Genomic DNA, 26,254 nt, shown 5'->3' with positions numbered 1-26,254 from the left:
CGTATCTCCACGGTGGAGCTACCTCAGTCCCAGCAGCCCCGGCCACACAGCCGCGTCAGCCCTCCGTCGCCCGTATCGCATCCCGATAAGCCCGCGCGGCAGCCCGCAGCGCCGCCTCCGGGTCCACCCCGTCCGCCTCGGCGCGTGCCGCCATCGCCAGGAGTTCGTAGCCGACGCCCTCGCCCTGCGGTATCGGCACCTCAAGTCCCGCTGTGCGTACGCGGGATGCCAGCTTTGCTGCCAGGGCCAGGCCGGGCTGGCCCAGGGGCACGCCCTCCGTCACGGACGTGCGCTGCTTCTCCGCCGCCTTGGTGCGCAGCCAGTGGGCCTTGACCTCTTCGGGCGTCGTGGCGGTTTCGTCGCCGAAGACGTGGGGGTGGCGGTGGACGAGCTTGGTGACGATGGTGCCCGCCACGTCGTCTATGGAGAAGGGCTCATCCTCATCCTCCTCCGCTATCCGGGCATGGAAGACGACTTGGAGCAGGACATCGCCCAGTTCCTCCCGCAGCTCGTGGCGGTCGCCCTCCTCGATCGCCTCGACGAGTTCGTACGCCTCCTCGATGCCGTATTTCGCGAGTCCCTTGTGGGTCTGCCGGGACGACCAGGGGCATTCGGCTCGGATGCGGTCCATGACCTGGACGAGGTCGAGGAGGCGGGCGCCGGGGAGGTCGTACGAGGCGGGGAGCAGTTCCAGGTCGGGCATCTGGACACGGCCGGTGCCGGCCAGGCGGGCGAGTCCGTCGGTCAGTTGGGGCTCGCCCTCGCCTGTGGCGACCACGGTCACCGTGTGGCCGCCGGCGCAGGCGTCGACGAGTTCCTCGGCGGTCGGGGCTGCCTCGTCGACCTTGACGCCGGCCTCGCGCAGATACGGCAGCTGGGGGTGGGCGCCGTCCGCGCACAGGACGCGGTCGGCGTCGTGCAGAGCCTGCCAGGCGGGCCAGGACAGGAGTCCGGGCGCGACGCGGTGGCTGGTGGTGAGCAGGACGATGCGCCCCGGGCTGGATGCGTTCACCCCTCGAACGTAACCCACGCCACCGACAACAAGGTCAGGCCGCAGACGCGGAAGACCCGGAAGACGCGGACAGCGGTTACGCCGTCTCCTGGCTGCCCGCCTGCGTGACCTGGCGCAGCCACGGCACCTCGGCCTCGACGCGGCTGTTCTTCGCGGGGTCCCAGGTGCCGTAGCGCGGGTTCAGGTCGACGTCGAGCTTCTTGGAGGCGTCGGACAGGGCCTTCCAGAACGCGGGCCCGCTGGTGTCGGTGCCCAGCTGAGCGGCGAGTTTCTGGGCCTCGAACTGGAGGCGGAGATTCTCGTCGATCCGCTCCGGCGGGATGCCGTACGTCTGCAGCCAGTCCCTCTCCAGCGCCTCGACACCGCCCGGCTTGTCCTCGAGGTCGGCCCGGACCTTCGTGACCTCCTTGCGGGAGACGGTCACGCCGGCGTCCTGGGCGGCGCGGTGCAGTACACGGTCGAGGACCATGTTGTTGAGGATCTCGCGGGTGAGGCTGCCGGACTGGGCGATGGCCTGTTCGTACTGGGCGTCGTCCGCGATGGCGGCCCGCTGCGCGGTACGCACCTCCTTCACCCGGTTCTCCAGTTGGGAGACCGTGATCCGGTCGTCGCCGACGACGGCCGCGGCACCGGGATGCGCCTCGTCTCCGCAGGCGGTGAGGAGAGGCGCCGCGGTGGCGAGTGCGGCGGCGAGGAGGAGCGCGGTGCGACGGCGGCGGTGCAAGGAGACCTCCAGTGGGAGCTTGTGCGGCGGTGCACAAAGTCTTGCGGTGATCGATGGTAGGCAGGGGACCGGCTCTCGGCCACCCATTCGACCCAACGATTCGCCAAGAGTTCCGTACTGCCCCGAAGTCCCTCCGGCCTCACTAACCGCGCACTTGGCCCAGCCATTGCAGCGTCCGCCGGATCTCCACCGCCATCGGCTGCGCCGGCCCCTGGAGGCGCTCCACGTCGAGGAGCAGCCGGGCCAGCGTTTCGTGGGCGGCTCCCCGGTCGCCGAGGGCGAGGAGGAGGTGGCCGATGCGGCGGCGTACGTCGTAGGAGAGCTCGGGGTCGCCGGCCACGTACTGGTTCTCGTAGTAGGGCAGCAGGGACCGGTACTCCGCGAGCGCGGCGGCGGGTTCGCCGAGCTGTTCGAGGCACTGGGCGGCCTCGTAGCGGAAGCGCAGGGACTGCGGGTCGGCCTGGCCCGCCTCCTTGGCGCGTTCGTCGGCCAGGCGGCGCAGCTCGGGCAGGGCGCGGCGGAACTGGCCGTCGTCCATCAGCGTGGCCGCGTACTGCTTGCGCAGGGTGCGGACGACGGGCGAGTGCTCGCCGTGCTGCTCGGCCGCGGCCGGGAGGATCGAGCCGAGGATGTCGACGGCCTGCGTGATACGGCCCTCGCCGAGGAGCTGCTTGACCTCGTCGACGGCGCGCGCGACATCGGGTTTCTCCACGGCGGGGGTGGCCTGCGGCTGGGCCGCGGGGGTGCGGGCCCGGTCGGGCCAGGGAGCGTGCGGGCGCAGGAAGGGGCGCGCCGGGTCGAGCGGGCCGCCGCTCGGGATTCCGCGCGCGGGGAGCATCGGGAGCAGTTGCTCGTAGGTGTCCTGCGCGGAGGCCGGGCGGTGCTGCGGGTCCTTGGAGAGCAGGCGCAGGACGAGGGCTTCGAGCGGCTCGGGGACTTCGGGGCGCAGTTGGCGTACCGGAACGGGCGGTTCGTAGAGGTGGCGGTGGAGCACGCCGAGGGCGGTGGAGCCCGAGAACGGCACATCGCCGCTGAGCAGTTCGTGCAGCAGCACGCCCAGCGCGTACAGGTCGGTGTACGGGCCGACGGCGCCGCCCATCGCCTGCTCGGGCGCCATGTAGGCGGGGCTGCCGACAGGTGAGCCGGTGTGGGTGAGGCGGGTCGTGTCCGTGTCCATGACGGAGGCGACACCGAGGTCGAGGACGGTGACCGTGCCGTCCTGCTTGACCATCACATTGCGGGGCTTCAGGTCGCGGTGCACGATCGGCACGGCGTGCACCGCGGACAGTACGGCGCACAACTGGGCGGCGACCGCGACGGCCCACTGCCAGGGGTACGGAGTGTGCTCGGCGAGGTGGCCGGAGAGGTCGGCCCCGTCGACGTACTGCATGACGAGGAACAGCTCCTCGCCCTCGGTGCCCGCGTCGTGGACGGTGACCAGGCCGGGGTGGTCGACCTGGGCGGTGACGCGGCACTCGCGTACGAAACGGCGGCGCAGCTCGTCGGCTTCCTGGCCCGCGACCTTGTCGGGCCGCAGCAGCTTGACCGCGACGCGCCGGTCCAGGCGCTGGTCGTATGCCGTCCACACCTGGCCCATGCCGCCCTGGCCGATGAGCGTGGACAGTTCGTAGCGGCCGGTGATCACGCGTCCCGACGCCACGGTCACCTGTCGTCCTCGTGCTTGCGGAGGTAGTCACTCAGCTCGTCGAGCTCGGCGCGCACCTGATCGATCCGGACGGGCGCGGGGCGCTGCGGGGGCGGCGGGACGGGTGACGACTGGGGCTGGGGAGGCTGCGGGACGGGTGTGCCGGCATACGGCTGGGGGGCGGGCGGCGCCTGCTGGTAGCCGTAGAGGGTCGTCTGCTGGGGCGGCACGTTGCCCATGACCATGGGCTGCCCGTAGTGGTGGATGTCCACGATCAGGAAGTAGATGGCGCAGGCTACGCCGCTCAGCATCATGAGGACCAGGCCCAGGGTGCCGTTCGGGCTGCTGAAGTCGTCGGTGTTGTCGGTGCTCATGAGCGCGATGGCGAAGGTCCAGATCGCGAGCGAGGCTCCGAAGGCCCACCACTCGCGCTGTCGGCGGGTCACCAGGGCGGCCCGCAGCGTCGCCGGCCAGCCGAGGAACCCGCAGGTCATCAGGGGCACCGCCACGAGGATCACGCGCAGCGTAACCACCGCCCCCGTCGAAGGTCGACGCGGCGGTGGCGGCGCGTAGCCGTGGCCGTGCATGGATGCTCCTGAAGACCTGATGCCAGCAGACGTACGAGTGTGGAGACGAGCGTATAGGCCGACAAGGACAACGGTCCCTGCTTGTGCCGAACCGTTGTAACGCCGAGCGCCTACGGGGCTACTCAGTTCGCGTGGAACCGTTCCGGCGCCGTTGTCGGGTTCCCTCCCGAGGGGAGCTTCTGCCCGGGGCAACCGGACAACACCCGCTCCATGGCGGCCTTCTCGGCCTCCGTGACCCACAGCCCGTACTTCTTCTTCACCGCCACCTGCCCTGCCACGTACGTGCAGCGGTACGCCTTGTTGGGCGGAAGCCAGGTCGCCGTGTCACCGTCACTCTTGCTGCGGTTGGCGCCCGCGTCGACAGCGATGAGGTTGAGCGGGTCGTTTATGTCGGCACCCGTAACTGTCTCACCAACCTCTCCGTTATGTGTGCGTACAGCTTGTCTCACGGGGAGGGTGGCTTGCACGCGATGGCGCCAGAAGAAGCGGATGCCGGTTCCGGGACGCCGGTGTTGTTGCACCGGACAGCGCTCGGGGCACCGGCCATCGACTCACTTCCCTTCGACGGGCACTCGGTCCTTCGGCGAGCCGGTGCCGACGAGGGCAGACCCTTCATCCTCGGGCCGGACGGCAGCTACGACCACCACCTGAACCGCTTCTTGCGTGATCTGGAGAACTGGGGCGTGCGATCGGAGAACAGCCGCGTCGCCTACAGCACCGACGTCATGCTCTATTGCCGGTTCCTCCACGAGTCCCGGGGCGGCAAGTCCATCTGGGACACGGACGGTTCCGATCTTCGGGCCTACAAAGCCGTACGGCTGCACGGCGACGGACCGGGCACCATCTCGGTGGCGACCTGGAACCGGTCCGTCGCCGCACTCGACAAGTGGGTGCAGTGGTCGCTGTACGAGGAGTTGTTGTCGGCCGAACCGTTCCGGTACGTCGACAAGACCGTGGTGTCGCCGCAGGGACCGAAGCGCGTACGGGTCAACGCCGACGCCGAGCCCGAGGTGCCCCGGCAGCCGATCCGGTTCCTGTCGCACGAGGACTTCATGCTCTGGCGGGACGTCGGGCTGCGGGGGTTGCTGCCGGACGGCTCCCCGGATGTCAGGTGGCGCGGGCGCAACGGCGAGCGCAACGCCCTCTTCGCCGACCTCCTGGTCTGCACCGGCATGCGGCTGGGTGAGGTCGCGAGCCTGCTGACGACGGAGCTGCCACCGGTGACTGGCAGACGGCTGATCGGCGACATCACCGTCTCGGCCGCAGTGACAAAGCGCGGCAGGGCACGCACGGTGTATGTACGTCCCCGGGTGGCCCGCGACCTGCATCACTACATCGGTATGGAGCGTGACGAGCTGGTGCAGCGGCGGCGTGTCCAAGGCGTGTACGAAGCGGCTGCGGAGCGGCTGCCGGTGCGCCGGGCGAGCCGGCACGCGCTGTTGGTCGAGAACGGAACGAGCTGGTCGTACTCGCGCATCGGTGCGGCGGACCGGGCACGGCTCGTCCAGGTCGACGGCCGGGGAAGCGTGGTCGGCCCCCTGTGTCTGTGGCTCGGGGAGAATGGGCTGCCGCTGCGGCGCAGTACCTGGCAGTCGGTCTTCCAGCGTGCGAACGAGCGGTGTGCCGCCTTCGGGCTCGAATTCGACGTCCACCCGCACACCCTGCGGCACACGTTCGCGGTGCACATGCTCGGCCTCCTGCTGCGGCAGACCGTCCGGGCACTCGGCATGCGCGAGGACCGCCGGTTCACCCACGCGGAGGTGAAGCGCCTACTCATCGGCAATCCTCTGCGCAAGCTCCAGCTCCTGCTCGGCCATCGCCACGAGACGACCGTCTACACGTACCTCGACGTCCTGGACGAGGCCCAGGAGATCGTGCTCGCGGCGCTCGGCGACTGGGACGAGCAGGCCGCCGCCTTCGAGCGGATCCACGCGGATGCGGAGGAGGATCAGTGAGCCCGCGCCGCGTCCGCTTCCCCACTGCTGTCGAGAGCCCTGCCGCGGCTGAGCCCGTGCCGACGGTCGGCCCCGTGATCTTCACCGTGGATCTCAACGGGAGTCCCGAGACCATCGATCTGTCAGGGCTCCCGTGTCCCCGTCTCACCCGGGCCCTCGCCGCCGCTCTCGCCGAAGTCGTCAGCGCTCCCGGCACCCTGCGCGACCGCAGTGGCGTCCGCTATGTCGTCAAACGCATCCGGGAATTCGTCGAGTTCACCGCCACCGCCCTGCCCGACTCGGCCGCCGACCTGCGTCTGAGTGACCTGGACCCCGACCTCCTGGACGCGTTCGAGACGCGTCTGATCGCTCAGTACGGCGAGAAGAGCAAGGAGCCGTACCTCACCATGACGTACCTCGTGCGGTTGCTGAAGACGGTGCACGAGGCGCACCCCGATGCCTTCGGGGCCGCCTTTCACGCCCGTCTGGGCTTCACATCGGCGTCGGCTCACCGGGCGTCGAAGCCTCTCGACGCGTATCCGTTCCCGGTGCTCGACGCGTTGGAGACCGCCGCCCGGGACGACGTCGCCCGCATCCGCGACCGAATCCTGGAGGGCGAGAAGCTGGCAGCTACGGGCCGCGACCCGCGCCAACACGGGTGGGACCGGCTGGAGAACGTCCTCTGGTACATCGCACACCACGGCCCGCTGACCGCCGACGACGCCTCGTACAAGATCCTGCGCCCCTGGGGCGGAAGAGAGGAACTCAACGGTCGCCTCCACTTCACCGCAAGGGATCTGGTGCCCTTCCTGCTCCTGCTCGCCTGCCAGACCGGGATGGAACCCGAGTGCATCCGGCAGCTGCGCTCCGACTGCCTGGCGAGTCCGGCACGCGGCTACGTCAGCATCGCCTATGTCAAGAAGCGCGCCCCGGGTTCTACGCACAAGACGGTCAGGGTCGCCGACGGCGGCTCGCTGCGCTTCCCCGGCGGCGTGATCCGGCTGGCCCTGCGCTTGACGAAACGCACCCGTGAGCTGATCGGCAGCGACGCGCTGTGGTGCGACGTCGGTGGCCATGGACGAGCTCGTGCGCCTTTCGACGGCGGTCCCCAGGGCTGGTCGGCCGTGACCCGGCGGTGGATGTCCGAGCATGGACTCGACCGCCTCGCCGACCGCGACGGCGCTCCAGTCGCCCTCGACCTGCGGCGGGTACGCAAGACCGTCAAGTCCCGTCAGTATCTGCGGACCGGCGGAGTTCTTGAGGACTTCGCCTCCGGCCACACCCGGCCGGTCGCCGCGAAGCACTATGCGGACATCGGCGCCCACGAAGAGACCCACGACCAGGCCGTGGAGGCGGGCCTTACACAGGCGCTGGGTGTGGCGCTGGCCCCACCGGTGGTGCTGTCGGACAACGGCGACCGACTCGACGCTGGCCAGGCCGCACTGACCGCGCGGGAGATCGATTCGGCGCTCTCCGGCGAGCAGGACGTATGGCTCGCCTCCTGCCGCGACTTCTTCGCCTCGCCGTTCGCGCGCAAGCCCGGGGCGGCCTGCCCGGTTCCGGCCTGGGGGTGCCTGGAATGCCCGAACGCGGTGTTCACCAGCCGCCACCTGCCGAGTCTGCTGTCCTTCCTGGACTTCCTGGAGCGACAGCGCAAGGAGTATCCGGCCGCTGAGTGGACCGCGCGGTTCGGTCTCTCGTGGGATCGCATCGTCCACGGGGTCCGCGCCCGCTTCAGCACGCGCCAGATCACCACGGCGCAGGCCATCGCCGAGGGCGGCGGCGATCGCCTGCTGCTGCCCCCGTCGTTCCTGGAGGTCATCGCATGACTGCCGTCCCCAAGCCGCGGACCGGTGATCACGGCCTGTCCTCGGCCTCGGAGTACGTGCTCCCGGAGCGGCTCACGCGAGGCCTGCCGAGCCGGGGTCCGCTCCTGACCGAGGACGTGTGGGATCTGCGGTGCGTGCTGCCCCGCACCTGGCGGACGTGGCGGCTCGACTTCACGCAGATCGGCGATCCGACGACACGGCGCACAGCGAAGGAGTACGTCGCCTCCCGCCTCCACCGGGGCTCCCTGGGCCTCGGCCCCATGAAGGCCACGGCGGCGGCCGGAGAGCTGCGCGTCTTCATCGCCGTGATGAAAGACCTGCGGGAGGTGGGTGCCCCACGATTGTCCGCCGTCGGCCGCACTCACCTGGACGCCGTGCTGACGAGGTGGAAGCCCAGCCCGGACAATGCCGTCCGTAACGTCACGCTGCTCAAGCACCTGGCGGCCCACGGGCCGTTCCTGTCCCAGGACCGGCTGAACGTCCTGCCCTGGAACGGCCGCAGCGCCTACGCCGTCGTCGGGGTGCGTCGGGTCAAGGGAGAGAACGCCACCCCACGCATTCCCGAGGAGGTCATCGCGCCGCTGCTGCGGGCTGCGGTCTTCTACGTGGAAACAGCCAGCGGCGACATCCTTGCCGCTCAGCAGGAGGTCGCCACGCTCGAAGCAGCACGCAAGGGCCAGAATCTCGGTGCTGGTCAGGCGCGCGAACGAGTCACGGCTTTCATCGCCGAACGCCGCGCGGCCGGCCGGGGCATCCCCGCGCTCCCCCGCGAAACCGCGCACACCGTGCCCGACGCCGTCACCGTCGACGGCGTACCGCAGAGCCCGAACCACAGCCTCGTCTCCCTCCTGACCGGCTGCGGCAACGCCGCACATCTACGGCCGCTGATGGCCGAAGCTGGCAAGGACATCGGCTATGAGGAAGGTGGCTTGGACACCCCGATGTCCGAGTGGTCGGCCTCCGGCAGGCCGTGGCGCCCGCGACTCAGTCCCCACACGTTGGCCAGCGAGCTGTCATTCCTGCGAACGGCGTGCTGGATCGTCATCGCCTATCTGTCGGGGATGCGGGACGTGGAAGTACGTGAGCTGGGGCGCGACTGCGCCGCCACCGAGACCGGGGCCGAGGGGCGTCCCCGGTACAAACTCCGTGGCCGGGTCTACAAGGGGAAGGACCGCAAGCTCAGCGGGGACGAGGCCGAGTGGGTGGTCCTCCAGGTCGTGCACCAGGCCGTCGCCGTCCTCAGGGAGATCAACGACGACCCCGGCCACCTCTTCGGCTACGACGGCGGCGGCCGCAACGGATACGTACTCCTCACCAACGTGCCCCGGCGCATCCGAGCCTTCCGCGACCACCTCAACGAGCTTTTCAGCACGGCGGGCGAGCTCTACATCCCGCTGACGACGGCGTCCCCGAACGGGCACTCCCCGGACAAGGAAGACGAAGCCGAAGAAGACGCGCCGACGCCCACGGCGCTTCCCTGGGCCTTTGACACCAGGCAGTTCCGGCGCACCCTCGCCTGGCACATCGCCCACCAGCCCTTCGGAGTGGTCGCGGGCGCCCGCCAGTACAAGCACGCCGCGATCACCATGTTCGAGGGATACGCGGGCACCTCCGCCTCCGGCTTCGCCGACGAGGTCGCCGCCGAGGAGGCCGTGGCCAAACTCGACTACGTGGAGGACCTCTACCACGACTGGAACGAAGGCGGACGCTCCGCGGGCGGCGCCGCCCAGCGCATCGAGGCCGAGTTCGACCGCATCCGCAGCGAACTCGGCGACCTGCCCGGTGCCGTGGCCAGCCCCTCCCGGCTCCGGACGCTGCTGCACCACCTGACGAAGACCCTGCACCCAGGCGTACTCAACGACTGCTTCTACCAGACGGAGACGGCGGTGTGCCGCAAGCGCGCCAAGCCCTTGGGGCGCCCCGTCCCCATGCTCGACATGTGCATGCGCTGCCCCAACTCACGGCGCTCCGCCGTCCATCAGCCCCGCCTGGAACGGGCGCACGACATGGCACAAGCCGAACTGGGTGAGGCAGCCGGCCTCCCGCGACTCCAGCAACTCGCCATCACCGAGCACCTGGCAACGCTCACCCACCTGATCGCCGAAATCGACCCCGAGGACACCCGCCGATGACTGACTCCACGGACGAGACGCTTCAAACCGTTCGCGCGGCCTTCGCCCGCCTGGCCCGGGAGAACCCCGGCCTGACCGACATCGACCACAAGCTCATTCGCGCTTTCGAGCAGCTCATGCTCGGCCGCCCGCAGATCACTGACGGCCGCACGTCGGCGGTGAACATCTGCGCCGAGGCCGGCGTCTCCCGTGCCTCGTACTACCGCTCTCCCGTCTCGAAGGTCGTCAAGGAAATCCTCGGTTCTGGTGATGCCCGGCGCCCCGAGACCGACGAACTCAGGCAGGAGATCGCAGGCCTGAAGCAGTCCGAAGCAAAGCTCCGCCGGGAGAAGGCGTCTGAGATCCGGGAGCTGCGAGCCACTGTCACGGCGTACGCGAACCAGATCCAGATCCTCGCTCTCAGGAACGCCGAGTTGGAGGCGGACGCGCACAAACTGCGGCAAGCCCTGTCAACGACACCACGCAGCATCGTCAGCCCGCTGCAGCGAGACCCACTGGGCTGATCTCGCTCAGGCGCTTCGGTCGAGGACCGGATTCCACGCGAACCAGTCCAGCGCTTCGGCCCCCAGCTCGTACGGTGCGTTGAGAAGAGTTCGCTCAACCTCGGGCAGATCGTCGTGGACGACAGCGGGGGCCTTCTTCAGGATCTCGCCGAAGTCGATGTCATACACGGCCCTGAGGCGCTCTACGAAATCGGGATCATCCCCACGGATACGCTCGATGGCTGCACGGACGCGAGGTTCCCAGCCAGGCATTCCGAAATGGTCGGACGCTCCGAAGCCGTGGATCGACGCCAGGAGCATGAACTCCTCGGGTTGAAACTCCTCTTGGAGGAACATCAAGTAGTCGATGCGCTTCTTGGCGTGCTTCTTGATCTCGCCAAGCGCGCCGTATCCGAACTGCGTCAGGGTGCCTGACGTGCCCGGCCAGACGAGCTCTCTGTCAAGAATCCGCTTCTCGAACCGGAGCAGGGCGTACTTGTGATCGCTCTGCACCGCTTCCAACGCCTGGTGGTAGACCCACGTGTTGCGCGCGAACATGACGCCATCATGCAGACCGTTGCGCCGACCTCTGGCCCCCGCGTGCGCATCCTCGATGGGTCCGTTTCGCCAGACCAATTGGGTGATCCCCATGGCCGCCGCATTGGCGAGATTGCCTCCCTCGGACGTAACCCCAAGGGAAGCCAGATGCTTGCGCGCGTACGCGATGGCGCCCTCGTAGTCGACATCCGTCTCCGTCACGACACCCCCAGCGTTGAAAGGACCCCGCGTGAGCGACCGTCCCGCTACGACCGGCGCTTACGGCTGCCGGGTCACCCGCCGCACTGCCTCATCATCGCCTGCTTGTCCGCCACTGTCACAGACAGTTCGTATTTCTCCGCCACCTGCGCGAACCGCACCGAGTACGAGCACCGGATCGCCTTGTTGGGCGGCAGCCAGGACGCCGGACCGGAGTCACGCTTGGCGGAGTTCGCGGAACCCGATACCGGCAGAAGGTTCAGCACGTCGTTGGCCAGCTGCTGCCGCTTCTCCTTGCTCCAGCGTGCGGCGCCCATCTGCCAGGCGTACGACAACGGCACCACGTGATCTATCTGCACCTCAGCGGCCTTCGCCTTCTTCCAGACGATGTCCTTGCCGGTGTACGGGTCGTACAGGTCCATCGAGACGACCACGCAGTCGGAACCGGTGCGGAACCGGACGTTCTGCCCGTGCAGTTCCAGCAAGTCGTTCCGCGTGTCACAGCCGTTCCTGGCCAGCGGCACACCGTCCGCCGTGTCCATCCACGCGTAGCCGAATTCGTCCCGGTCGTATCCGGTCTTCGGCCCCCGGCCCTTGGTCGGCAGCTTGGAAATCAACTCACGTGCTGTCGCCTCATCCTTCTCGGACGAGATCGGGGCCAGCCCCGGCTTCGTTCCGTCGGGGTCGACCAAGGGGCTGGTTCCGTACTTGGCGGATGCTGACGAGCCGCCGCCTGATGAACCGCTCTCGCCCGAGAGCCCGCCTCCCGTACAGCCCGCCAGGACCATCCCGACAACCACCACAGCGCCGCCATGCAGCACGCCGCCGCTCGTGAGACACCGCATGGACACGCGGCCACCCCGCCTCTGAGACACATCACCGTGAGACACCTACACCGCCAACATAAGGTCGTTCGCAAGCTGCTTGCGCTTGCTCTCCGGCCACCGTGACGAGCCCATCTGCCAGCTGTACGACAACGGCACCACATGGTCTATCTGTACCTCGGCGGCCTTCTGCTTGCGCCACTCGATGGTCGTGCCGGTGTACGGATCCTGCAACGTCATGGCGACGACCACGCAGTCGGAACCACTGCGAAAGTGCAGGTTCTGACCGTCGCGCCGGATGAGATCGTTCCGAGTGTCACACCCGTTCCTCGCCAGCGGCACCCCGTCGGCCGTGTCCATCCAGGCGTAGCCGAATTCGTCCCGGGCATAGCCGGTCTTTGGCCCTCTCCCCTTCGTTGACAGCTCCTCAATGAGCTTTCGGGCCGTCTCCTTGTCCGCGTCCGCCGTCAGGGGCGCGAGCCCCGTCTTCGTACCGTCGGGGTTCTTCAGCGGACTGACCGCCCGTCCGTCCGATGCGGACGGCCCCGCTCCCGTCGAGGAGTCACCTCCTCCAATGCCGTCACACCCGGAGACGAGAACCGTAGCGGCCGCCAACACGATTGCGACCCCGCGGAATCGCGCGCCGGTCCCTGCACTCCCGTGCCCCATGTGCCTCTCAGTAAGCACAGGCCACCCCACCCTGTATGAGCTGGACGAACACCTCAGTCATCCGGCGCAGCATAGAGATAACGCGGGTCCCACAGCCGTTCGAGTCGGTGTCGGCCCAGGGGCTGCCGAACCTGTCACGGTCGTATCCCGTCCTGGGCGCCCTCCCCTTGACGGCCAGTGAGTCGACGGCGGCGAGGGCTGCGCCGCCGGCCGATTCCCCGGAACCGCTCGAAGCCGATGACCCCGCCGGTTCGTCCGGTCCCGCCGAACCCGTGCCGTCCACGGTGCAGCCCGCCACGGCGAGCAGCATGACAGCAGCACCGGCACCCTTCGTCCAGAGCGTCACGCGCGCTCCCCTCCCCTTGCCTCCCCGGATCCACCCTGGTCCGGCGGTTATCGCTGGTCCCCACGGTAGCGACCGGGAGTTCGGGCCGTAACGGGGCCCAAGTGCAGGGCGGCGCGCACCCCGGAGCGTCGCCGCGCGTGAGGGTCCTGATCACACCTTCCCGATTCCCAACGTCGTCTCTGAAGGCAGCAGCCCCGAGCCCAGCACGGCAACCCAGAACTCACCCAGCAGGTCGGCGAGTTGGGCAACGGCATCCGGGCCCAGCGCCTGCCAGGGCGCGGCCGCGAGTTCGTCGGTGTGCTGCTCGACCGACTTACGCAGGGCACGGCCCGCCTCCGTCGCCGTGCCGTCCGCGTTCAACAGGCCCCGCTCGATGAGCCGTTCACTCGCGGCGGACCATTCCTCGGAGCGCCAGCCGCGGCTCTCGAAGCGCTCCACCGAGGCGGCGCCTATCGCCGCGAACGAGACGAGGGACTCGACCGGATCCAGGCCCGCGACGAGCAGCGCGGCCAGGTGCCCGTCGCCTCGGTGCTCGCGCAGGATCGTCGCCGCGTGCCAGAGCTGTTGGTGCGGGGCCTGCGGCCAGGGCAGCTCGGCGTTGGCGGCGGCCAGGGGGCGGCCCGCCGTGTTCGCGGATTCGGCCGCGCGCCGGGCCAGGGCGGCGGCTACGGCGAGTTCGGGGCTGTGTATGCGGTCGCCGAATATCGCTCCGTACGCCCGGTCGATCCCGCGCTCCCGTGCCGCGAGCAGTCGGCCAGGGCTCGCGATCTCCCATGCCGGGTGCATGTGCTGGGCGACCATCCGCGGGCTGAAGCTGTAGAACGCGGAGGTCACCCGCTCACTCCCGACCGCGCCCAACGGGGCCGCCCGCAACGGAAAGTAGCTCGGCCACCGCTCCTCGACGCCGAAACCGAGCGCGGCCGACTCCTCAAAGACCTCCGGCGCGTAATAGACCACGGCGTGCAGCGGCTCGAGCAGGTGCCACATCTGGCGCACCTTGCCGAGCCCGACCTCGCCATCCCGCACGGACGTACCGACGTTCACAGACATGGCGTAACCCCTCGTCCCGTTCTCGCCCCTTCGATAACTTGACACTGACTAGATTGCCCGCCGTCATCGAACTTGTCAATGCCTAGATTCCGCGTACGCTGCTGACCATGAGCGACACCACCGAGCCGGACCGCACCAAGCCAGACCCCGCGAAGCCGGACCGCCGCCGCCCCTACCACCACGGCGACCTGCGCCGCGCGATCCTGGCCGCCGCCCTGGACGTCATCTCCGCCGAGGGCCCCTCCGCCCTGAGCCTTCGCGATCTGGCCCGCCGCGCGGGCGTCTCGCACGCGGCGCCGGCCCATCACTTCAAGGACCGCACGGGTCTGCTCACCGCCATCGCGGCAGAGGGGTACGGGCTCTTGGCGGCCACGCTCGCGGAGGCCGAGGACCTGCGCGACGCCGGCGTCCGCTACGTACGATTCGCGCGCGAGCACCCGGCGCACTTCCAGGTGATGTTCGCGCCTGAGCTGCTCCGCGAGAACGACCTGGAACTCACGACGGCCAGAGCCCTCGCGGGCGAGCGCCTGCGCGAGGCGGTAGCCGCCGTACCACCCTCCGGACGTGGCCCAGACCCCCGCCTCGCCGGTGTCGCCGCCTGGTCCCTGGCCCACGGCTTCGCGACGCTCCTGCTCAGCCACAACCTGGACGGCCCGGTGGGTGACCAGGACCCGGAGGACGTCTTCCGCCTGCTGACGGGGATGCTGTTCCAGTCGCGGTCGGGCTGACCCAGGCGCTGATGTCGCCGACCTCGCCCATTGACAGCCCATCGCCAGCAGGAGGAGCCCGGCATGACCCATCCACCCCGCACACTCAGCGGTGTCCTGATCGCCGAGAGCCTGCGTGTCGGCAGCGAGTTGAGCGGCGTTCCACTCCAGGTCACGGCGATTCAGCGCATCGCGGTCGGCAACGCGACGGCCGACCAGCCCGAGCAGTGGACCCTGCTGGACTTCCAGGCGCCTCAGGACGCGGCCGGGCCACTGGCCGGCGCGCTGGCCAACTGCCTGGCGCCGACCGGCGGCTGGTACGTCAACTACAGCACCGCGACCGAGGCCTTCGTCGTCTTCGCCGACCGCGTCTTCCGCTACCCGCGCGGTGACGCGAAGGCTCGCGCCGAAGTGGAGGAGTACGCCCGCTCGGTGGGCGTACCGGAACCCCAGCTCGACTGGAAGGACTGAGTCACGACTGGACCGGAAGGGACTCAGTCACGACCCCAGGATCGAAGCCAGGAACTCCCCCGTCCACCCCAGCAGCTCCCGCCCGACCAGCGGCTTTCCGCCCACCTTCGCCGTCTTCGGGCGCGGCACCAGGACCTGGCGGACGGCGGGCTTGATGACGACCCCCGGGTACAGACGCCTGACCCGCAGCTCCTGGGACTCCCTCAACTCCACGGGTGCGAAGCGGATGTTGTTGCCCTGGAGCACGATCTCGGCGACTCCGCATGCTCGCGCGAGCATGCGGAGCCCGGCGACGAGGAGCAGGTTCTCCACAGGCTCAGGCAACTTGCCGTAGCGGTCGACGAGTTCCTCGCGTACGGACTTGATGTCTTCCTCGGTGTTCACCGAGGCGATCGCCCGGTACGCCTGGAGGCGCAGCCGCTCGCCGGGCGCGTAGTCGTGCGGGACGTGTGCGTCGACCGGGAGCTCGATCTTGACCTCCAGCGGCGGCTCCTCCTCGACGCCGCCTTCCAGCGACGCCCGGTAGTCCGCGACCGCCTCGCCCACCATGCGTACGTACAGGTCGAAGCCGACGCCTGCGATGTGGCCCGACTGCTCGCCGCCCAGGAGGTTTCCGGCGCCTCGGATCTCCAGGTCCTTCATGGCCACGTACATGCCCGCGCCCATCTCCGTGTGCTGGGCGATGGTGGCGAGGCGTTCGTGGGCCGTCTCGGTCAGCGGTTTCTCCGGGGGGTACAGGAAGTACGAGTAACCACGCTCGCGGCCACGCCCCACCCGGCCCCGCAGCTGGTGCAGTTGAGAGAGGCCGAAGTTGTCGCCGCGCTCCACGATCAGCGTGTTCGCGTTGGAGATGTCGATGCCGGACTCCACGATCGTGGTCGACACGAGCACGTCGAACTTCTTCTCCCAGAAGTCGACGACGACCTGTTCCAGGGCCTGTTCCGACATCTGGCCGTGGGCCGTCGCGATGCGCGCCTCCGGGACGATCTGCCTGAGCCTCGCCGCCGCGCGGTCGATTGACTCGACGCGGTTGTGGATGTAGAAGACCTGCCCCTCACGCAGCAGTTCGCGTCGGATCGCCGCGCCGATCTGCTTCTCCTCGTACGGCCCGACGAAGGTCAGGACCGGGTGCCGCTCCTCCGGAGGCGTCGTGATCGTCGACATCTCGCGGATGCCCGTCACCGCCATCTCCAGGGTCCGGGGAATCGGAGTGGCCGACATCGTCAGCACATCCACGTTGGCCCGCAGCTTCTTCAGCTGCTCCTTGTGCTCGACACCGAACCGCTGCTCCTCGTCGACGATCACGAGCCCCAGGTCCTTGAACTTCGTCTCGGCGGAGAACAGCCGATGCGTGCCGATGACGACGTCCACCGAGCCGTCCCGCAGACCCTCCAGGACCGCCTTCGCCTCCGTGTCCGACTGGAAGCGCGACAACGCCCGGACATTCACCGGGAACTGGGAGTAACGCTCGCCGAACGTCCCGAAGTGCTGCTGCACCAGCAGGGTGGTCGGCACGAGCACCGCCACCTGCTTGCCGTCCTGCACGGCCTTGAACGCGGCCCGTACCGCGATCTCCGTCTTGCCGTAGCCGACGTCTCCGCAGATCAGCCGGTCCATCGGGACCGTCTTCTCCATGTCCTCCTTGACCTCGGCGATGGTCGTCAGCTGATCGGGCGTCTCCACATACGGGAAGGCGTCCTCCAGCTCCCGCTGCCACGGGGTGTCCGCGCCGAACGCGTGCCCCGGTGCCGCCATCCGCGCGCTGTAGAGCCTGATCAGGTCGGCCGCGATCTCCTTGACGGCCTTCTTCGCGCGCGCCTTCGTCTTCGTCCAGTCCGCGCCGCCCAGGCGATGCAGCGTGGGGGCCTCGCCGCCCACGTACTTGGTGATCTGCTCCAGCTGGTCGGTCGGGATGTAGAGCCGGTCGCCGGGCTGACCGCGCTTGGCGGGGGCGTACTCGACGACCAGATACTCGCGGGTCGCGCCCTGCACGGTCCGCTGCACCATCTCGATGTAGCGGCCGACTCCGTGCTGCTCGTGGACGATGTAGTCGCCCGTCTCCAGGGTGAGCGGGTCGATGGTCTTGCGGCGGCGGGCGGGCATACGCGCGCCCTCCTTGCCGGCCGCCCGCTGACCCGTGAGGTCGGTCTCGGTGAGGACGGCGAGCTTCAGCGCCGTATCGACGAAGCCGTACTCGATCGAACCGCACGCCACCTGGACGACGGACGGCGCCAGCGCGCCGAGGTCCGACTCCAGGCGGGCGGCGATGCCCTCGCCGCCGAGGACCTCGACGGTACGGGCGGCGGGGCCGTGGCCCTCGGTGACGAACACCGCGCGCCAGCCGTCCGCGAGCCATCCCTTGGTGTCGGCGAGCGCCCTGGCGGTGTCGCCGCGGTACGCCTCCGGGGCGTGCATGCCGAGCTTCAGCGAGTCCCCGTTCGTGTCGTCGATGGACTCGTCCGCCGCGAAGGGCGACACCGACCACCACATCATGCCCAGCTCACGGGCCCGGTCCCGGACATCCGCGATGGACCACAGGGAGGCCGCACCGACGTCGATGGGCGCCTCGCCCCCGCCTGCGGTAGCCGCCCACGACGCCTGCAGAAACTCCTGCGAGGTCGCCACCAGGTCCGAGGCCCGCGTCCGCACCCGCTCCGGATCGCATACGACGGCCATGGCGCCCTTCGGCAGTACGTCGAGGAGAAGCTCCATGTCGTCGACGAGTACGGGAGCCAGGGACTCCATGCCCTCGACGGCGATGCCCTCCGCGATCTTCCCGAGCAGTTCGCCCAGCTCGGGATGCGCCTCGGCCAGCGCCGCCGCCCGCCGGCGAACCTCGTCCGTGAGCAGCAGCTCACGGCAGGGCGGCGCCCACAGCCCGTGCTCGGCGACTTCGAGGGAACGCTGGTCGGCGACCTTGAAGTAACGGATCTCCTCGATGTCGTCGCCCCAGAACTCCACGCGCAGCGGGTGCTCCTCGGTGGGCGGGAAGACGTCGAGAATTCCACCGCGTACGGCGAACTCGCCGCGCTTCTCGACCAGTTCGACCCGGGAGTACGCCGCTGCCGCCAGCGCCTCGACGACATCACCGAGGTCGGCGCTCTCGCCGGTCCGCAGGGCCACGGGCTCCAGGTCGCCCAGGCCCTTGACCTGGGGCTGGAGCACGGAGCGCACGGGCGAGACGATGACCGAGACCGGCCCGGTCTCCGGGTCGTCCGGGCGCGGGTGCGCGAGCCGCCGCAGCACCGCGAGCCGCCTCCCCACGGTGTCGCTGCGCGGGGAGAGGCGTTCGTGCGGAAGGGTTTCCCAGGAGGGGTACTCCACGACCGTGTCGGGGGGCAGCAGCGACCTGAGCGCCGCCGCCAGATCCTCGGCCTCGCGGCCCGTGGCGGTGACCGCGAGGACCGTACGGCGGGATTCACGCGCCAGGGCCGCGATCGTGAACGGGCGGGCTGCCGGGGGGCCGACCACGTCGATGTGCATCCGGTTGCCGTCCGTGGCGGCCTTCACCGCTTCGGTGAGAGCGGCGTCCTTGACGACGGCGTCGAGCAGACCGTGCAGGCTCATGAAGGGGCTTCCATCCGGAGGTGGGCAACGCGTAGCGCCCGACACGTCTTACGGGCCGGGGGTGTCCTAGCGTACGTCGGCTCGGTCACGGGTGCCGGGGCTGTGGACAACGTCTGGGTCCGGAACGGCCCCGCTCCCCTTACTGGCCGCCCTCACCGCAGAGGTACCGTCTCAGATCGAGCCCCCCAGACCGATCGCCCGACCGAAGGACCGACCCCCGTGCACGGAGCCCCCGTCGCCACGTCCGAAGCCGACCGGACCGCGAAGGACCCGCCCCGGAGTGCGGCGCCGGTCGCGCCGTCCCGTGACCGGGGGCTTCGCCACCTGCTGGACGGGCGGCGGGACCCGCACATCCTGGCCGCCGTGCTGTTCGTGGCGTATGCCGTGGTCTCCATAGGCCGCTACCTGCGGCTGGGGACCAGGTCCTGGGATCTCGGCATCTTCGAGCAGGCCGTGCGCGCGTACGCGCATCTCCAGGTGCCCGTCGTGGATCTCAAGGGTCCCGGCGCCAACGTCCTGGGCGACCACTTCAGCCCCGTCACCGCGCTGCTCGCCCCCTTCTACCGGCTCTTCCCCTCCCCCGTCACGCTGCTCGTCGCCCAGGCCGCGCTGCTGGCGCTGTCCGCCGTGCCGGTCACCCGTGCTGCCGCCCGGCTGCTCGGGCGCCGGCGCGGGCTCGCGCTCGGCGTCGCGTACGGGCTGTCGTGGGGCATCCAGCGAGCCGTCGACTTCGACTTCCACGAGATCTGCTTCGCCGTTCCCCTGATCGCCTTCTCCCTGGAGGCGTTGCTGCGACAGCACTGGCGGGCCGCTCTGTACTGGGCCCTCCCCCTGGTGCTGGTCAAGGAGGACCTCGGTCTGACCCTGGCGACTCTCGCGCTCGTCGTCGCCTTGCGGGCCCGGAAATCCGCTCCCCGGACGGCGCTGGCCGCGCTCGGGGTCGCGGCCTTCGGCGTGCTGGCCACGGTCGTCACCATGACCCTGGTCATACCTGCCTTCAACACCACGGACGCCTACGACTACTGGAGCAAGGTCAGCGACTCGAGCGGCCCCTTCGACGGCTTCGACACCAAACTCCGCACCGTCGCCTGGCTGTTGATCCCCACCACCGGGCTGCTGGCCCTGCGTTCCCCGCTCCTCCTGATCGTCCTGCCGACCCTGGGGTGGCGCTTCTTCTCCTCCGATCCGCATCACTGGGATACGGAGTGGCACTACAGCGCGGTTCTGATGCCGGTCGTCGTGCTCGCCCTGGCCGACGCGCTCGCCGCGGCGCGGCACAGTGCGCGGCCCTGGCTGCGTTCGTACGCCCTTCATCTGCCTACCGCGGTCGCCTCGGCGGCGCTCGCGCTGACGACCACGTTGCCGCTGGGGGCGCTGACCGAGTCCGCGGCCTATAGCGTGCCCGCGCGTGTTTCCGCCATCGACGGGCTGCTGGGGCGGATCCCGGACGGTGCGACCGTCGAGTCCAACATCGGGCCGATCAGTCGGCTCACCTCTCGGTGCCGGGTCTTCTGGGTCACCAACACCCGAGGGGTGACACCGGATTTCGTCGCCCTGGACAACGCGTCCGGGCGTTACGAGGACGTCCCGGGCTACGTCCGGCAGTTGCACCCCCGCGCGGAGTACGTCGTCGTCGGCTCGGCCGAGGGGTACGTGGTTCTCGAACGGGTTGGGTGACGTAAGTCGTGGGTGGGGGAAGGGTTTTCTTTCCCCAGCCCCTCCCCTTCCCGGAACTGGGGGCTGCGCCCCCAGGCCCCCGCCAGGGGGTGGGGTGACACTGCGTGTCGCGGCTGCGGGTGCGTTGTGGCTGGTCGCGCCCCGCGGCGGAGCCGCATGTGTCACAGCCCCGCGCCCCTGAAAAACCAAAGCCTGCGACTCCCCGCGCCCAGAGCAAGCCCGTACCCCCGACTGCCCGCAGTCTCCCACCGGCGGGAGGGGACGTGGGCCGGTGCGTCGTATGCCCGTCGCTCAGGTTCTGTCTCAGGTCACCCGCACCGTGTACCGACACCGGGCCGTACGCCCGGCCTGCGACGGGCTGACGCACCGGCCCACGGCCCCGCACCCACCACCCACCCAGGGGCGCGGGGCTGTGACATCAGCGGCTCCGCCGCGGGGCGCGAGCAACCACAACGCACCCGCAGTCGACAACGATCGCGAAGGAGCCCGGCGCCCCCCAGCGCCGGGCTCCTTCCCCCGTACCCCCGTCCACAGAAGCCTGCGCAGCTACTCCGTTGCGATGGCGTTCAGTACGTTCATCCGGCCCGCCCTGAACGCCGGTACCAGCGCTGCGAACAGCCCCACGAACGCCGATCCCAGGAACACCCCGGTGATCGTCGGCCACGGAATCTCCAGGACCTTCATGCCCTCCAGGGCCAGGAGCTGCTGGGCGGTCGCGCCCCAGCCCATGCCCAGGCCGAGTCCCAGCAGGGCGCCGAACAGGGCGATCACCACCGACTCCAGGCGGATCATGCGCCGCAGTTGACGCCGCGAGAGGCCGATCGCCCGCATCAGGCCGATCTCCCGTGTCCGCTCCACCACCGACAGCGCCAGGGTGTTCACCACACCCAGGATCGCGACGATGATCGCCAGGGCCAGCAGGCCGTAGATCATGTTCAGCAGCTGGCCGATCTGGTCCTTCAGCGCTTCCTTGTAGTCGGTCTGGTCGCGAACGGTGTACTGCGGGTAGTCGTCCAGCGCGGTCTTCAGCGACTTGTACGCGGCCGTCTCCTGGCCGTCCTTCGCCGAGGCGAAGAGCAGTGTGTCGAGCGGCATCTTGTCGGTTGGGACGTACTTGGCCATCGTGTCGATGGATGTGTACATGGCCCCCTGGTCGATGACGACCTCACTGCTGGTGATCGCACGGACCGTCAGCCGGGCGGTGGAGCCGTCCTTGAAGGCGACCGAGATCTTCGAGCCCAGGCTGATGCCGTGGGCCTTGGCGAACTCCTCGTGGACGGACATCGAGTCGGGCCGGTAGGCGTCCTTGAGGTTGCCTGCGACCGTTTCGGTGTTCAGGTCCGTGGCGTAGCTCGGGTCGGCCGCCGTGATGGCCGTTTCCTTGAGCGTCTTGCCGTCGGGGGTGGTGAAGTCGGCCTCGGTCCACTTGTACTCGGTGACCCCCTTCAGGCCCTCCGCCGACCTGGCCGCCTGTACCGCCTGCGGCGTGATCAGCTGGCCGCCGTCGGACTGGATGATGAAGTCCGTACCGACGGTCTTGTCCAGCTGGTCCGTGGCCGACGCGACCATCGACGAGCCGACCACCGACAGGCATGCGACCAGCGCGAGGCCGATCATGAGCGCGGCGCCGGTCGCCCCCGTACGACGCGGGTTGCGCAGCGCGTTCCGCTCCGCCATGCGCCCGACCGGGCCGAAGATCCGCAGCACCACGGCACTCAGCACCCGCACGACGCCGCTCGCGAGCAGCGGGCCGATGACGACGAAGCCGATCAGCGACAGCACCACACCACCGCCCAGCCACATCGAGCCCTCGCTCGCCTTGTCGGCCTGGGACGCGAGGTAGAGCCCGTAGCCGCCGGCGCCTGTCAGGACCAGGCCCAGCAGGGCCCGTATGACACCGGCCTTGGCGTCCACCGGCGCCCCGGAGTCCCGCAGTGCCGCCATCGGCGAGACCTTGCCGGCCCGCCGGGCGGGCAGGTACGCGGCGAGCACGGTGACCACGACGCCGAGCAGCAGGCCGACCACCGGGGTGGTCCAGGCGACGGTGAGGTCGTCGGTGGAGAGGTTCATGCCGGTGGCGCCCATGAGCTTCATCAGGCCGATGGCCAGGCCCACGCCCGCCCCGACCCCCAGCACCGAGCCGAAGACACCGAGCAGCAGCGCCTCGGCCAGCACGGACCGGTTGACCTGCCGGCGGCTCGACCCGACGGCCCGCATCAGGCCGATCTCGCGGGTCCGCTGGGCGACCAGCATCGAGAAGGTGTTGATGATCAGGAAGATGCCGACGAGGAAGGCGATCCCGGCGAAGCCGAGCATCGCGTACTTCATCACGCCCATGAACTCGCCGACGTCCTCGGCGTTGGCGTCCGCGACCTCCTTGGCCGTCTGGATCTGGTAGCCGCTGTCGAGCGCGGCCGTGACGTTCTTCTTCACCTGGGCGTCGCTGAAGCCGGAGGCAGCGGTGACGTTGACGTTGGTGTAGACGCCGGTGTCGCCGACCAGCGCCTTCTGCGCGGTCTTCGTGTCCAGGTAGAAGATCGCGGCACCCGGGTTGGTGACCTCGAACTCCGCGAAGCCCGAGACCTTGGCACGGTGCGTGCCCACCGCCGTGATGACGCCGATCTCGTCGCCGAGCTTCAGGTGGTGCTTGTCGGCGGTGTCCGCGTCGACCATGATCTGGTCCGGCCCGCGCGGGGCGTTGCCGGAGGAGATCTTCATGGTGCGGGCCTCGTTGGCGTTCCAGTTGCCGACGATGGTCGGGGCGCCGCCCGAGGGCGAGAGGCTGTCCTTGTCGGCGTCGACGACGGTCACCGAAGTGGAGAAGACGGTTCCTTCGGCGGACTTGACGCCCTCCGCCTTGCGCACCTCGCCCAGCACGGACGCGGGCATGACCGGCGGCTTGCCGTTGTCGGCCTGGGTCTCACCGGTGTCCGAGGCGCCCTTGGCGCTGACCTGGACGTCGGACGAGGTGGCCGCGAAGAGCTTGTCGAACGTCGTGTTCATCGTGTCGGTGAAGACGAGCGTGCCGCAGACGAAGGCCACCGACAGCAGGACCGCCACGGCCGAGAGGGCCATACGTCCCTTGTGCGCGAAGAAGTTGCGCATCGAGGTCTTCATGACGGTCATGACGTGCGCCCCCGCGCGTCGAAGTCCTTCATCCGGTCCAGGACGGTTTCGGCGGTGGGCTTCCACATCTCGTCGACGATCCGGCCGTCGGCCAGGTACAGCACCCGGTCCGCGTACGAGGCGGCCACCGGGTCGTGGGTGACCATCACGATGGTCTGACCGAGCTCGTCGACGGAGCGCCGCAGGAAGCCGAGCACCTCCGCGCCGGCACGGGAGTCGAGGTTCCCTGTCGGCTCGTCACCGAAGATGATCTCGGGCCTCGCGGCCAACGCCCTTGCCACGGCGACGCGTTGCTGCTGGCCGCCGGAGAGCTGGGTCGGCCGGTGCTTCAGACGGTCGCTCAGACCGACGGTCTCGACGACCTGGCTCAGCCAGCCCTTGTCCGGCTTACGGCCCGCGATGTCCATGGGCAGCGTGATGTTCTCGAGCGCGTTCAGCGTCGGCAGCAGGTTGAAGGCCTGGAAGATGAAGCCGATCCGGTCCCGGCGCAGCTTCGTGAGCTTCTTGTCCTTGAGGCCGGTGATCTCCGTCTCGTCCAGGTAGATCTGCCCGGAGGTGACGGTGTCGAGGCCGGCGAGGCAGTGCATCAGCGTGGACTTGCCGGACCCCGAAGGGCCCATGATCGCGGTGAACTGGCCCCGCGCGATGTCCACGTCGACGTGGTCCAGGGCGACGACGCGGGTCTCCCCGGACCCGTACGCCTTGACGACCTGCCGCGCCCGCGCGGCAACGGCCGTACGCCCTCCAGTGCCCCCGTGCCTGGGAATGGTTACAGCCGTAGTCACGGTATGTCTCCTAAGTCGGTCAGCAGATGTTGTACGTGGTCTGCGGTGCTGTGCGTGCTCTTCTACGTGGAATGAGTCTGGCGGCGGGAGGAGGTCCGGCGCGCTGGTGCCCAGCGCAGTCTTTTCCGGGGGTAAACCCCACCTCCGGAGGTGCGGTACTCCGCCCTCAGCGGCGTAAAGCCAGGTTAAGGAGGGGGCATGCCGCGTCTCGTCCTCCGGCGGTACGAAGCCTCCCCGGTCCGTAGTACGGAGGTACCCCTAAGGGATCTCCACCCGGCGGCGGAGGGGTCCTAGGGGGCGCCTCCACCCTTGAGGCCAGTCGGCGTCATACCTCCCACGGCTTGAGGCTGAAGTGGGAGAGTGTCCTCCGGCAGATAGATGCAGGGGGAAAGGAAATCCGTGAGTCAGGAGGAAACCCAGGGGCCGGACACCGGCATACCGTCAGCGCCGGCCGCCGGGCCGGTCGAGCCCCGTAAACGCCGTGCCGTCGTCGCCGCGCTCATGCTCGCGATGGGCATGGCCGCGCTCGACTCCACGATCGTGTCGACCGCCGTGCCGCAGATCGTGGGCGACCTCGGCGGCTTCTCCGTGTTCTCCTGGCTGTTCTCGGGCTATCTGCTGGCTGTGACGGTCACGCTCCCCGTCTACGGCAAGCTCTCCGACACCTTCGGCCGCAAGCCGGTACTGATCGCGGGTGCCGCCATCTTCCTGCTCGGCTCCCTGCTCTGCGCGCTCGCCTGGAACATGGCGGCGCTCATCGCCTTCCGTATCGTCCAGGGTCTCGGCGGCGGCGCCCTGCAGGGGACCGTGCAGACCCTGGCCGCCGATCTCTACCCCCTGAAGCAACGCCCCAAGATCCAGGCGAAGTTGTCCACGGTCTGGGCGACCTCGGCGGTCGCGGGCCCGGCCGTCGGCGGAGTCCTCGCGGCGTACGCCGACTGGCGGTGGATCTTCCTCATCAACCTGCCGATCGGAGCTCTGGCCCTCTGGCTGGTCGTCCGTCACCTGCACGAACCCGCGCGGACGCCCGGCCCCCGTCCCCGTATCGACTGGGCGGGCGCGCTCGCGGTCTTCGCCTGCGGCGGCGTCCTGCTGACGGCGCTGGTCCAGGGCGGAGTCGCGTGGGCCTGGCTGTCCGCTCCCTCAGTCGCCTTGCTGGGTACGGGACTTGCCCTCGTCGCGCTCGTCGTGGTGATCGAACGCCGGGCCGCCGAACCGATCATCCCCGGCTGGGTCTGGCGCCGTCGCACCATCGCGGCGGTCAATCTGGCGCTGGGCGCGCTGGGGTTGCTGATGGTGGCACCGACGGTCTTCCTCCCGACCTACGCCCAGGCGGTCCTCGGCCTCGCTCCCATAGCGGCCGGATTCGTGCTCTCCGTATGGACGTTGAGCTGGCCGGTGTCGGCGGCGCTCAGCCAGCATGTGTACCGCAGGATCGGTTTCCGCAACTCGGCGCTGATCGGTATCGGTACGGCGGCACTGCTCCTGCTCGCGTTCCCGTTCCTGCCCTACCCCGGCGAACCCTGGCAGCCGGCCCTGCTCATGCTTCTCCTCGGCGCCGCGCTCGGCCTGTTCCAACTTCCCCTGCTCATAGGCGTCCAGTCGATCGTCGTCTGGTCCGAACGCGGCACGGCCACCGGTTCCGTACTCTTCTGCCGGCAGACCGGACAGACACTGGGCGCGGCCCTGTTCGGAGCGATCGCCAACGGCGTGCTCGCCACCCGCCTGGGCGGCGCCGGCGACCTCGACTCGATCACCCGCTCCCTCGACTCGGGCACGTCCTCCGAACACCTCCGCCACGCGGTGGCCGACGCGGTCCACGCCGTTTATTACGGGGCGGCCTGCGCGGCCGGACTCGCCTTCCTGGTCCTGTTGTTGATGGCACCGCGACGGTTTCCGGTCCTGAAGAGCGCTGCCGACTCGTAATCGGC

At 69.4% G+C, this 26,254-nt stretch carries 19 protein-coding genes and 2 pseudogenes; 8 read left to right on the top strand and 13 right to left on the bottom strand.

The genetic code is table 11. The annotated features are described in order from the left end of the window. Positions 1–55 precede the first annotated feature (55 nt). From ABD357_RS33910 to ABD357_RS33890, 5 genes and pseudogenes are all read right to left on the bottom strand, one after another. Entirely contained in the window at positions 56–1,030 is a 975-nt protein-coding gene (locus ABD357_RS33910) for a nucleoside triphosphate pyrophosphohydrolase (protein WP_425585120.1), read from the bottom strand. A gap of 58 nt (positions 1,031–1,088) precedes the next feature. Continuing rightward, the gene (locus tag ABD357_RS33905; RefSeq protein ID WP_344395044.1) at positions 1,089–1,736 is read right to left on the bottom strand and encodes a SurA N-terminal domain-containing protein; all 648 of its coding nucleotides are present in this window, start codon (positions 1,734–1,736) and stop codon (positions 1,089–1,091) included. A gap of 142 nt (positions 1,737–1,878) precedes the next feature. Continuing rightward, positions 1,879–3,360, bottom strand: coding sequence for a serine/threonine-protein kinase (locus tag ABD357_RS33900; RefSeq protein WP_344395069.1), 1,482 nt, complete (start codon positions 3,358–3,360; stop codon positions 1,879–1,881). A 38-nt stretch (positions 3,361–3,398) separates the two neighbouring features. Continuing rightward, on the bottom strand, positions 3,399–3,968 hold the full coding sequence (locus ABD357_RS33895; RefSeq protein WP_344395043.1) for a hypothetical protein: 570 nt from the start codon (positions 3,966–3,968) through the stop codon (positions 3,399–3,401). 122 nt (positions 3,969–4,090) lie between these two features. Further along, positions 4,091–4,354, bottom strand: a pseudogene (locus ABD357_RS33890) (HNH endonuclease family protein); the annotation flags it as partial. A gap of 84 nt (positions 4,355–4,438) precedes the next feature. Between ABD357_RS33890 and ABD357_RS33885 the strand changes: the two are divergent. Genes ABD357_RS33885 through ABD357_RS33870 form a run of 4 tightly spaced genes read left to right on the top strand, consistent with a single transcriptional unit; the run spans position 4,439 to position 10,366 of the window. After that, positions 4,439–5,923 carry a tyrosine-type recombinase/integrase gene (locus tag ABD357_RS33885; protein ID WP_344395042.1) on the top strand — a complete coding sequence of 495 codons (1,485 nt, stop codon included), beginning with the start codon at positions 4,439–4,441 and terminating at the stop codon, positions 5,921–5,923. Then, positions 5,920–7,731: a hypothetical protein gene (locus ABD357_RS33880; RefSeq protein ID WP_344395041.1), complete on the top strand. Its 1,812-nt coding sequence runs from the start codon at positions 5,920–5,922 to the stop codon at positions 7,729–7,731. Before ABD357_RS33885 ends, ABD357_RS33880 begins: the two co-directional genes overlap by 4 nt. Continuing rightward, positions 7,728–9,863, top strand: coding sequence for a hypothetical protein (locus ABD357_RS33875; RefSeq protein WP_344395040.1), 2,136 nt, complete (start codon positions 7,728–7,730; stop codon positions 9,861–9,863). The genes ABD357_RS33880 and ABD357_RS33875 overlap by 4 nt, the downstream gene beginning before the upstream one ends. Then, positions 9,860–10,366, top strand: a complete 507-nt coding sequence (locus ABD357_RS33870; RefSeq protein WP_344395039.1) for a hypothetical protein — start codon at positions 9,860–9,862, stop codon at positions 10,364–10,366. The genes ABD357_RS33875 and ABD357_RS33870 overlap by 4 nt, the downstream gene beginning before the upstream one ends. A 6-nt stretch (positions 10,367–10,372) precedes the next feature. Here ABD357_RS33870 and ABD357_RS33865 read toward each other — a convergent pair whose 3' ends face one another. The 5 genes and pseudogenes from ABD357_RS33865 to ABD357_RS33845 form a co-directional block, all read right to left on the bottom strand. Further along, positions 10,373–11,104, bottom strand: coding sequence for a hypothetical protein (locus ABD357_RS33865; protein ID WP_344395038.1), 732 nt, complete (start codon positions 11,102–11,104; stop codon positions 10,373–10,375). 71 nt (positions 11,105–11,175) lie between these two features. Beyond that, positions 11,176–11,946: an HNH endonuclease family protein gene (locus tag ABD357_RS33860; protein WP_344395037.1), complete on the bottom strand. Its 771-nt coding sequence runs from the start codon at positions 11,944–11,946 to the stop codon at positions 11,176–11,178. A gap of 63 nt (positions 11,947–12,009) precedes the next feature. After that, a pseudogene (locus ABD357_RS33855) lies at positions 12,010–12,594 on the bottom strand (HNH endonuclease family protein); the annotation flags it as partial. 7 nt (positions 12,595–12,601) lie between these two features. Further along, positions 12,602–12,940, bottom strand: coding sequence for a hypothetical protein (locus tag ABD357_RS33850; RefSeq protein WP_425585119.1), 339 nt, complete (start codon positions 12,938–12,940; stop codon positions 12,602–12,604). Positions 12,941–13,090: 150 nt separating this feature from the next. Next, positions 13,091–13,990: an SCO6745 family protein gene (locus ABD357_RS33845; protein ID WP_344395036.1), complete on the bottom strand. Its 900-nt coding sequence runs from the start codon at positions 13,988–13,990 to the stop codon at positions 13,091–13,093. Positions 13,991–14,097: 107 nt separating this feature from the next. Here ABD357_RS33845 and ABD357_RS33840 point away from each other — a divergent pair, with 107 nt between their 5' ends. Further along, the gene (locus ABD357_RS33840; RefSeq protein ID WP_344395034.1) at positions 14,098–14,718 is read left to right on the top strand and encodes a TetR/AcrR family transcriptional regulator; all 621 of its coding nucleotides are present in this window, start codon (positions 14,098–14,100) and stop codon (positions 14,716–14,718) included. Positions 14,719–14,781: 63 nt separating this feature from the next. Next, complete coding sequence (locus tag ABD357_RS33835; RefSeq protein ID WP_344395032.1) at positions 14,782–15,168, top strand: hypothetical protein; 387 nt, start codon at positions 14,782–14,784, stop codon at positions 15,166–15,168. 27 nt (positions 15,169–15,195) lie between these two features. On the opposite strand, the gene mfd is transcribed toward ABD357_RS33835, so the two are convergent. Continuing rightward, positions 15,196–18,735 (bottom strand): transcription-repair coupling factor, encoded by a 3,540-nt coding sequence (gene mfd, locus ABD357_RS33830; protein ID WP_344395031.1) that lies wholly within the window; start codon positions 18,733–18,735, stop codon positions 15,196–15,198. 219 nt (positions 18,736–18,954) lie between these two features. On the opposite strand from mfd, the gene ABD357_RS33825 reads away from it, so the two are divergent. Further along, on the top strand, positions 18,955–20,412 hold the full coding sequence (locus tag ABD357_RS33825; RefSeq protein ID WP_425585118.1) for a DUF2079 domain-containing protein: 1,458 nt from the start codon (positions 18,955–18,957) through the stop codon (positions 20,410–20,412). Between the two features lie 546 nt (positions 20,413–20,958). Here the strand turns inward: ABD357_RS33825 and ABD357_RS33820 are convergent. Together ABD357_RS33820 and ABD357_RS33815 are read right to left on the bottom strand one after the other, a co-directional pair. Beyond that, a complete protein-coding gene (locus ABD357_RS33820) occupies positions 20,959–23,538 on the bottom strand; it encodes an ABC transporter permease (protein ID WP_344395029.1) in 2,580 nt (859 codons plus the stop codon). Beyond that, complete coding sequence (locus ABD357_RS33815; RefSeq protein WP_344395027.1) at positions 23,535–24,323, bottom strand: ABC transporter ATP-binding protein; 789 nt, start codon at positions 24,321–24,323, stop codon at positions 23,535–23,537. The genes ABD357_RS33820 and ABD357_RS33815 overlap by 4 nt, the downstream gene beginning before the upstream one ends. A gap of 378 nt (positions 24,324–24,701) precedes the next feature. Here ABD357_RS33815 and ABD357_RS33810 point away from each other — a divergent pair, with 378 nt between their 5' ends. Beyond that, complete coding sequence (locus tag ABD357_RS33810) at positions 24,702–26,249, top strand: MFS transporter (protein ID WP_425585117.1); 1,548 nt, start codon at positions 24,702–24,704, stop codon at positions 26,247–26,249. Positions 26,250–26,254 lie beyond the last annotated feature (5 nt).

The sequence above is a fragment of the Streptomyces vastus genome, from assembly GCF_039532825.1.
Lineage (GTDB): Bacteria > Actinomycetota > Actinomycetes > Streptomycetales > Streptomycetaceae > Streptomyces > Streptomyces vastus.
Note: the sequence above shows the minus strand (reverse complement) of the source record. Positions and strands in the feature narration are given on the sequence as shown.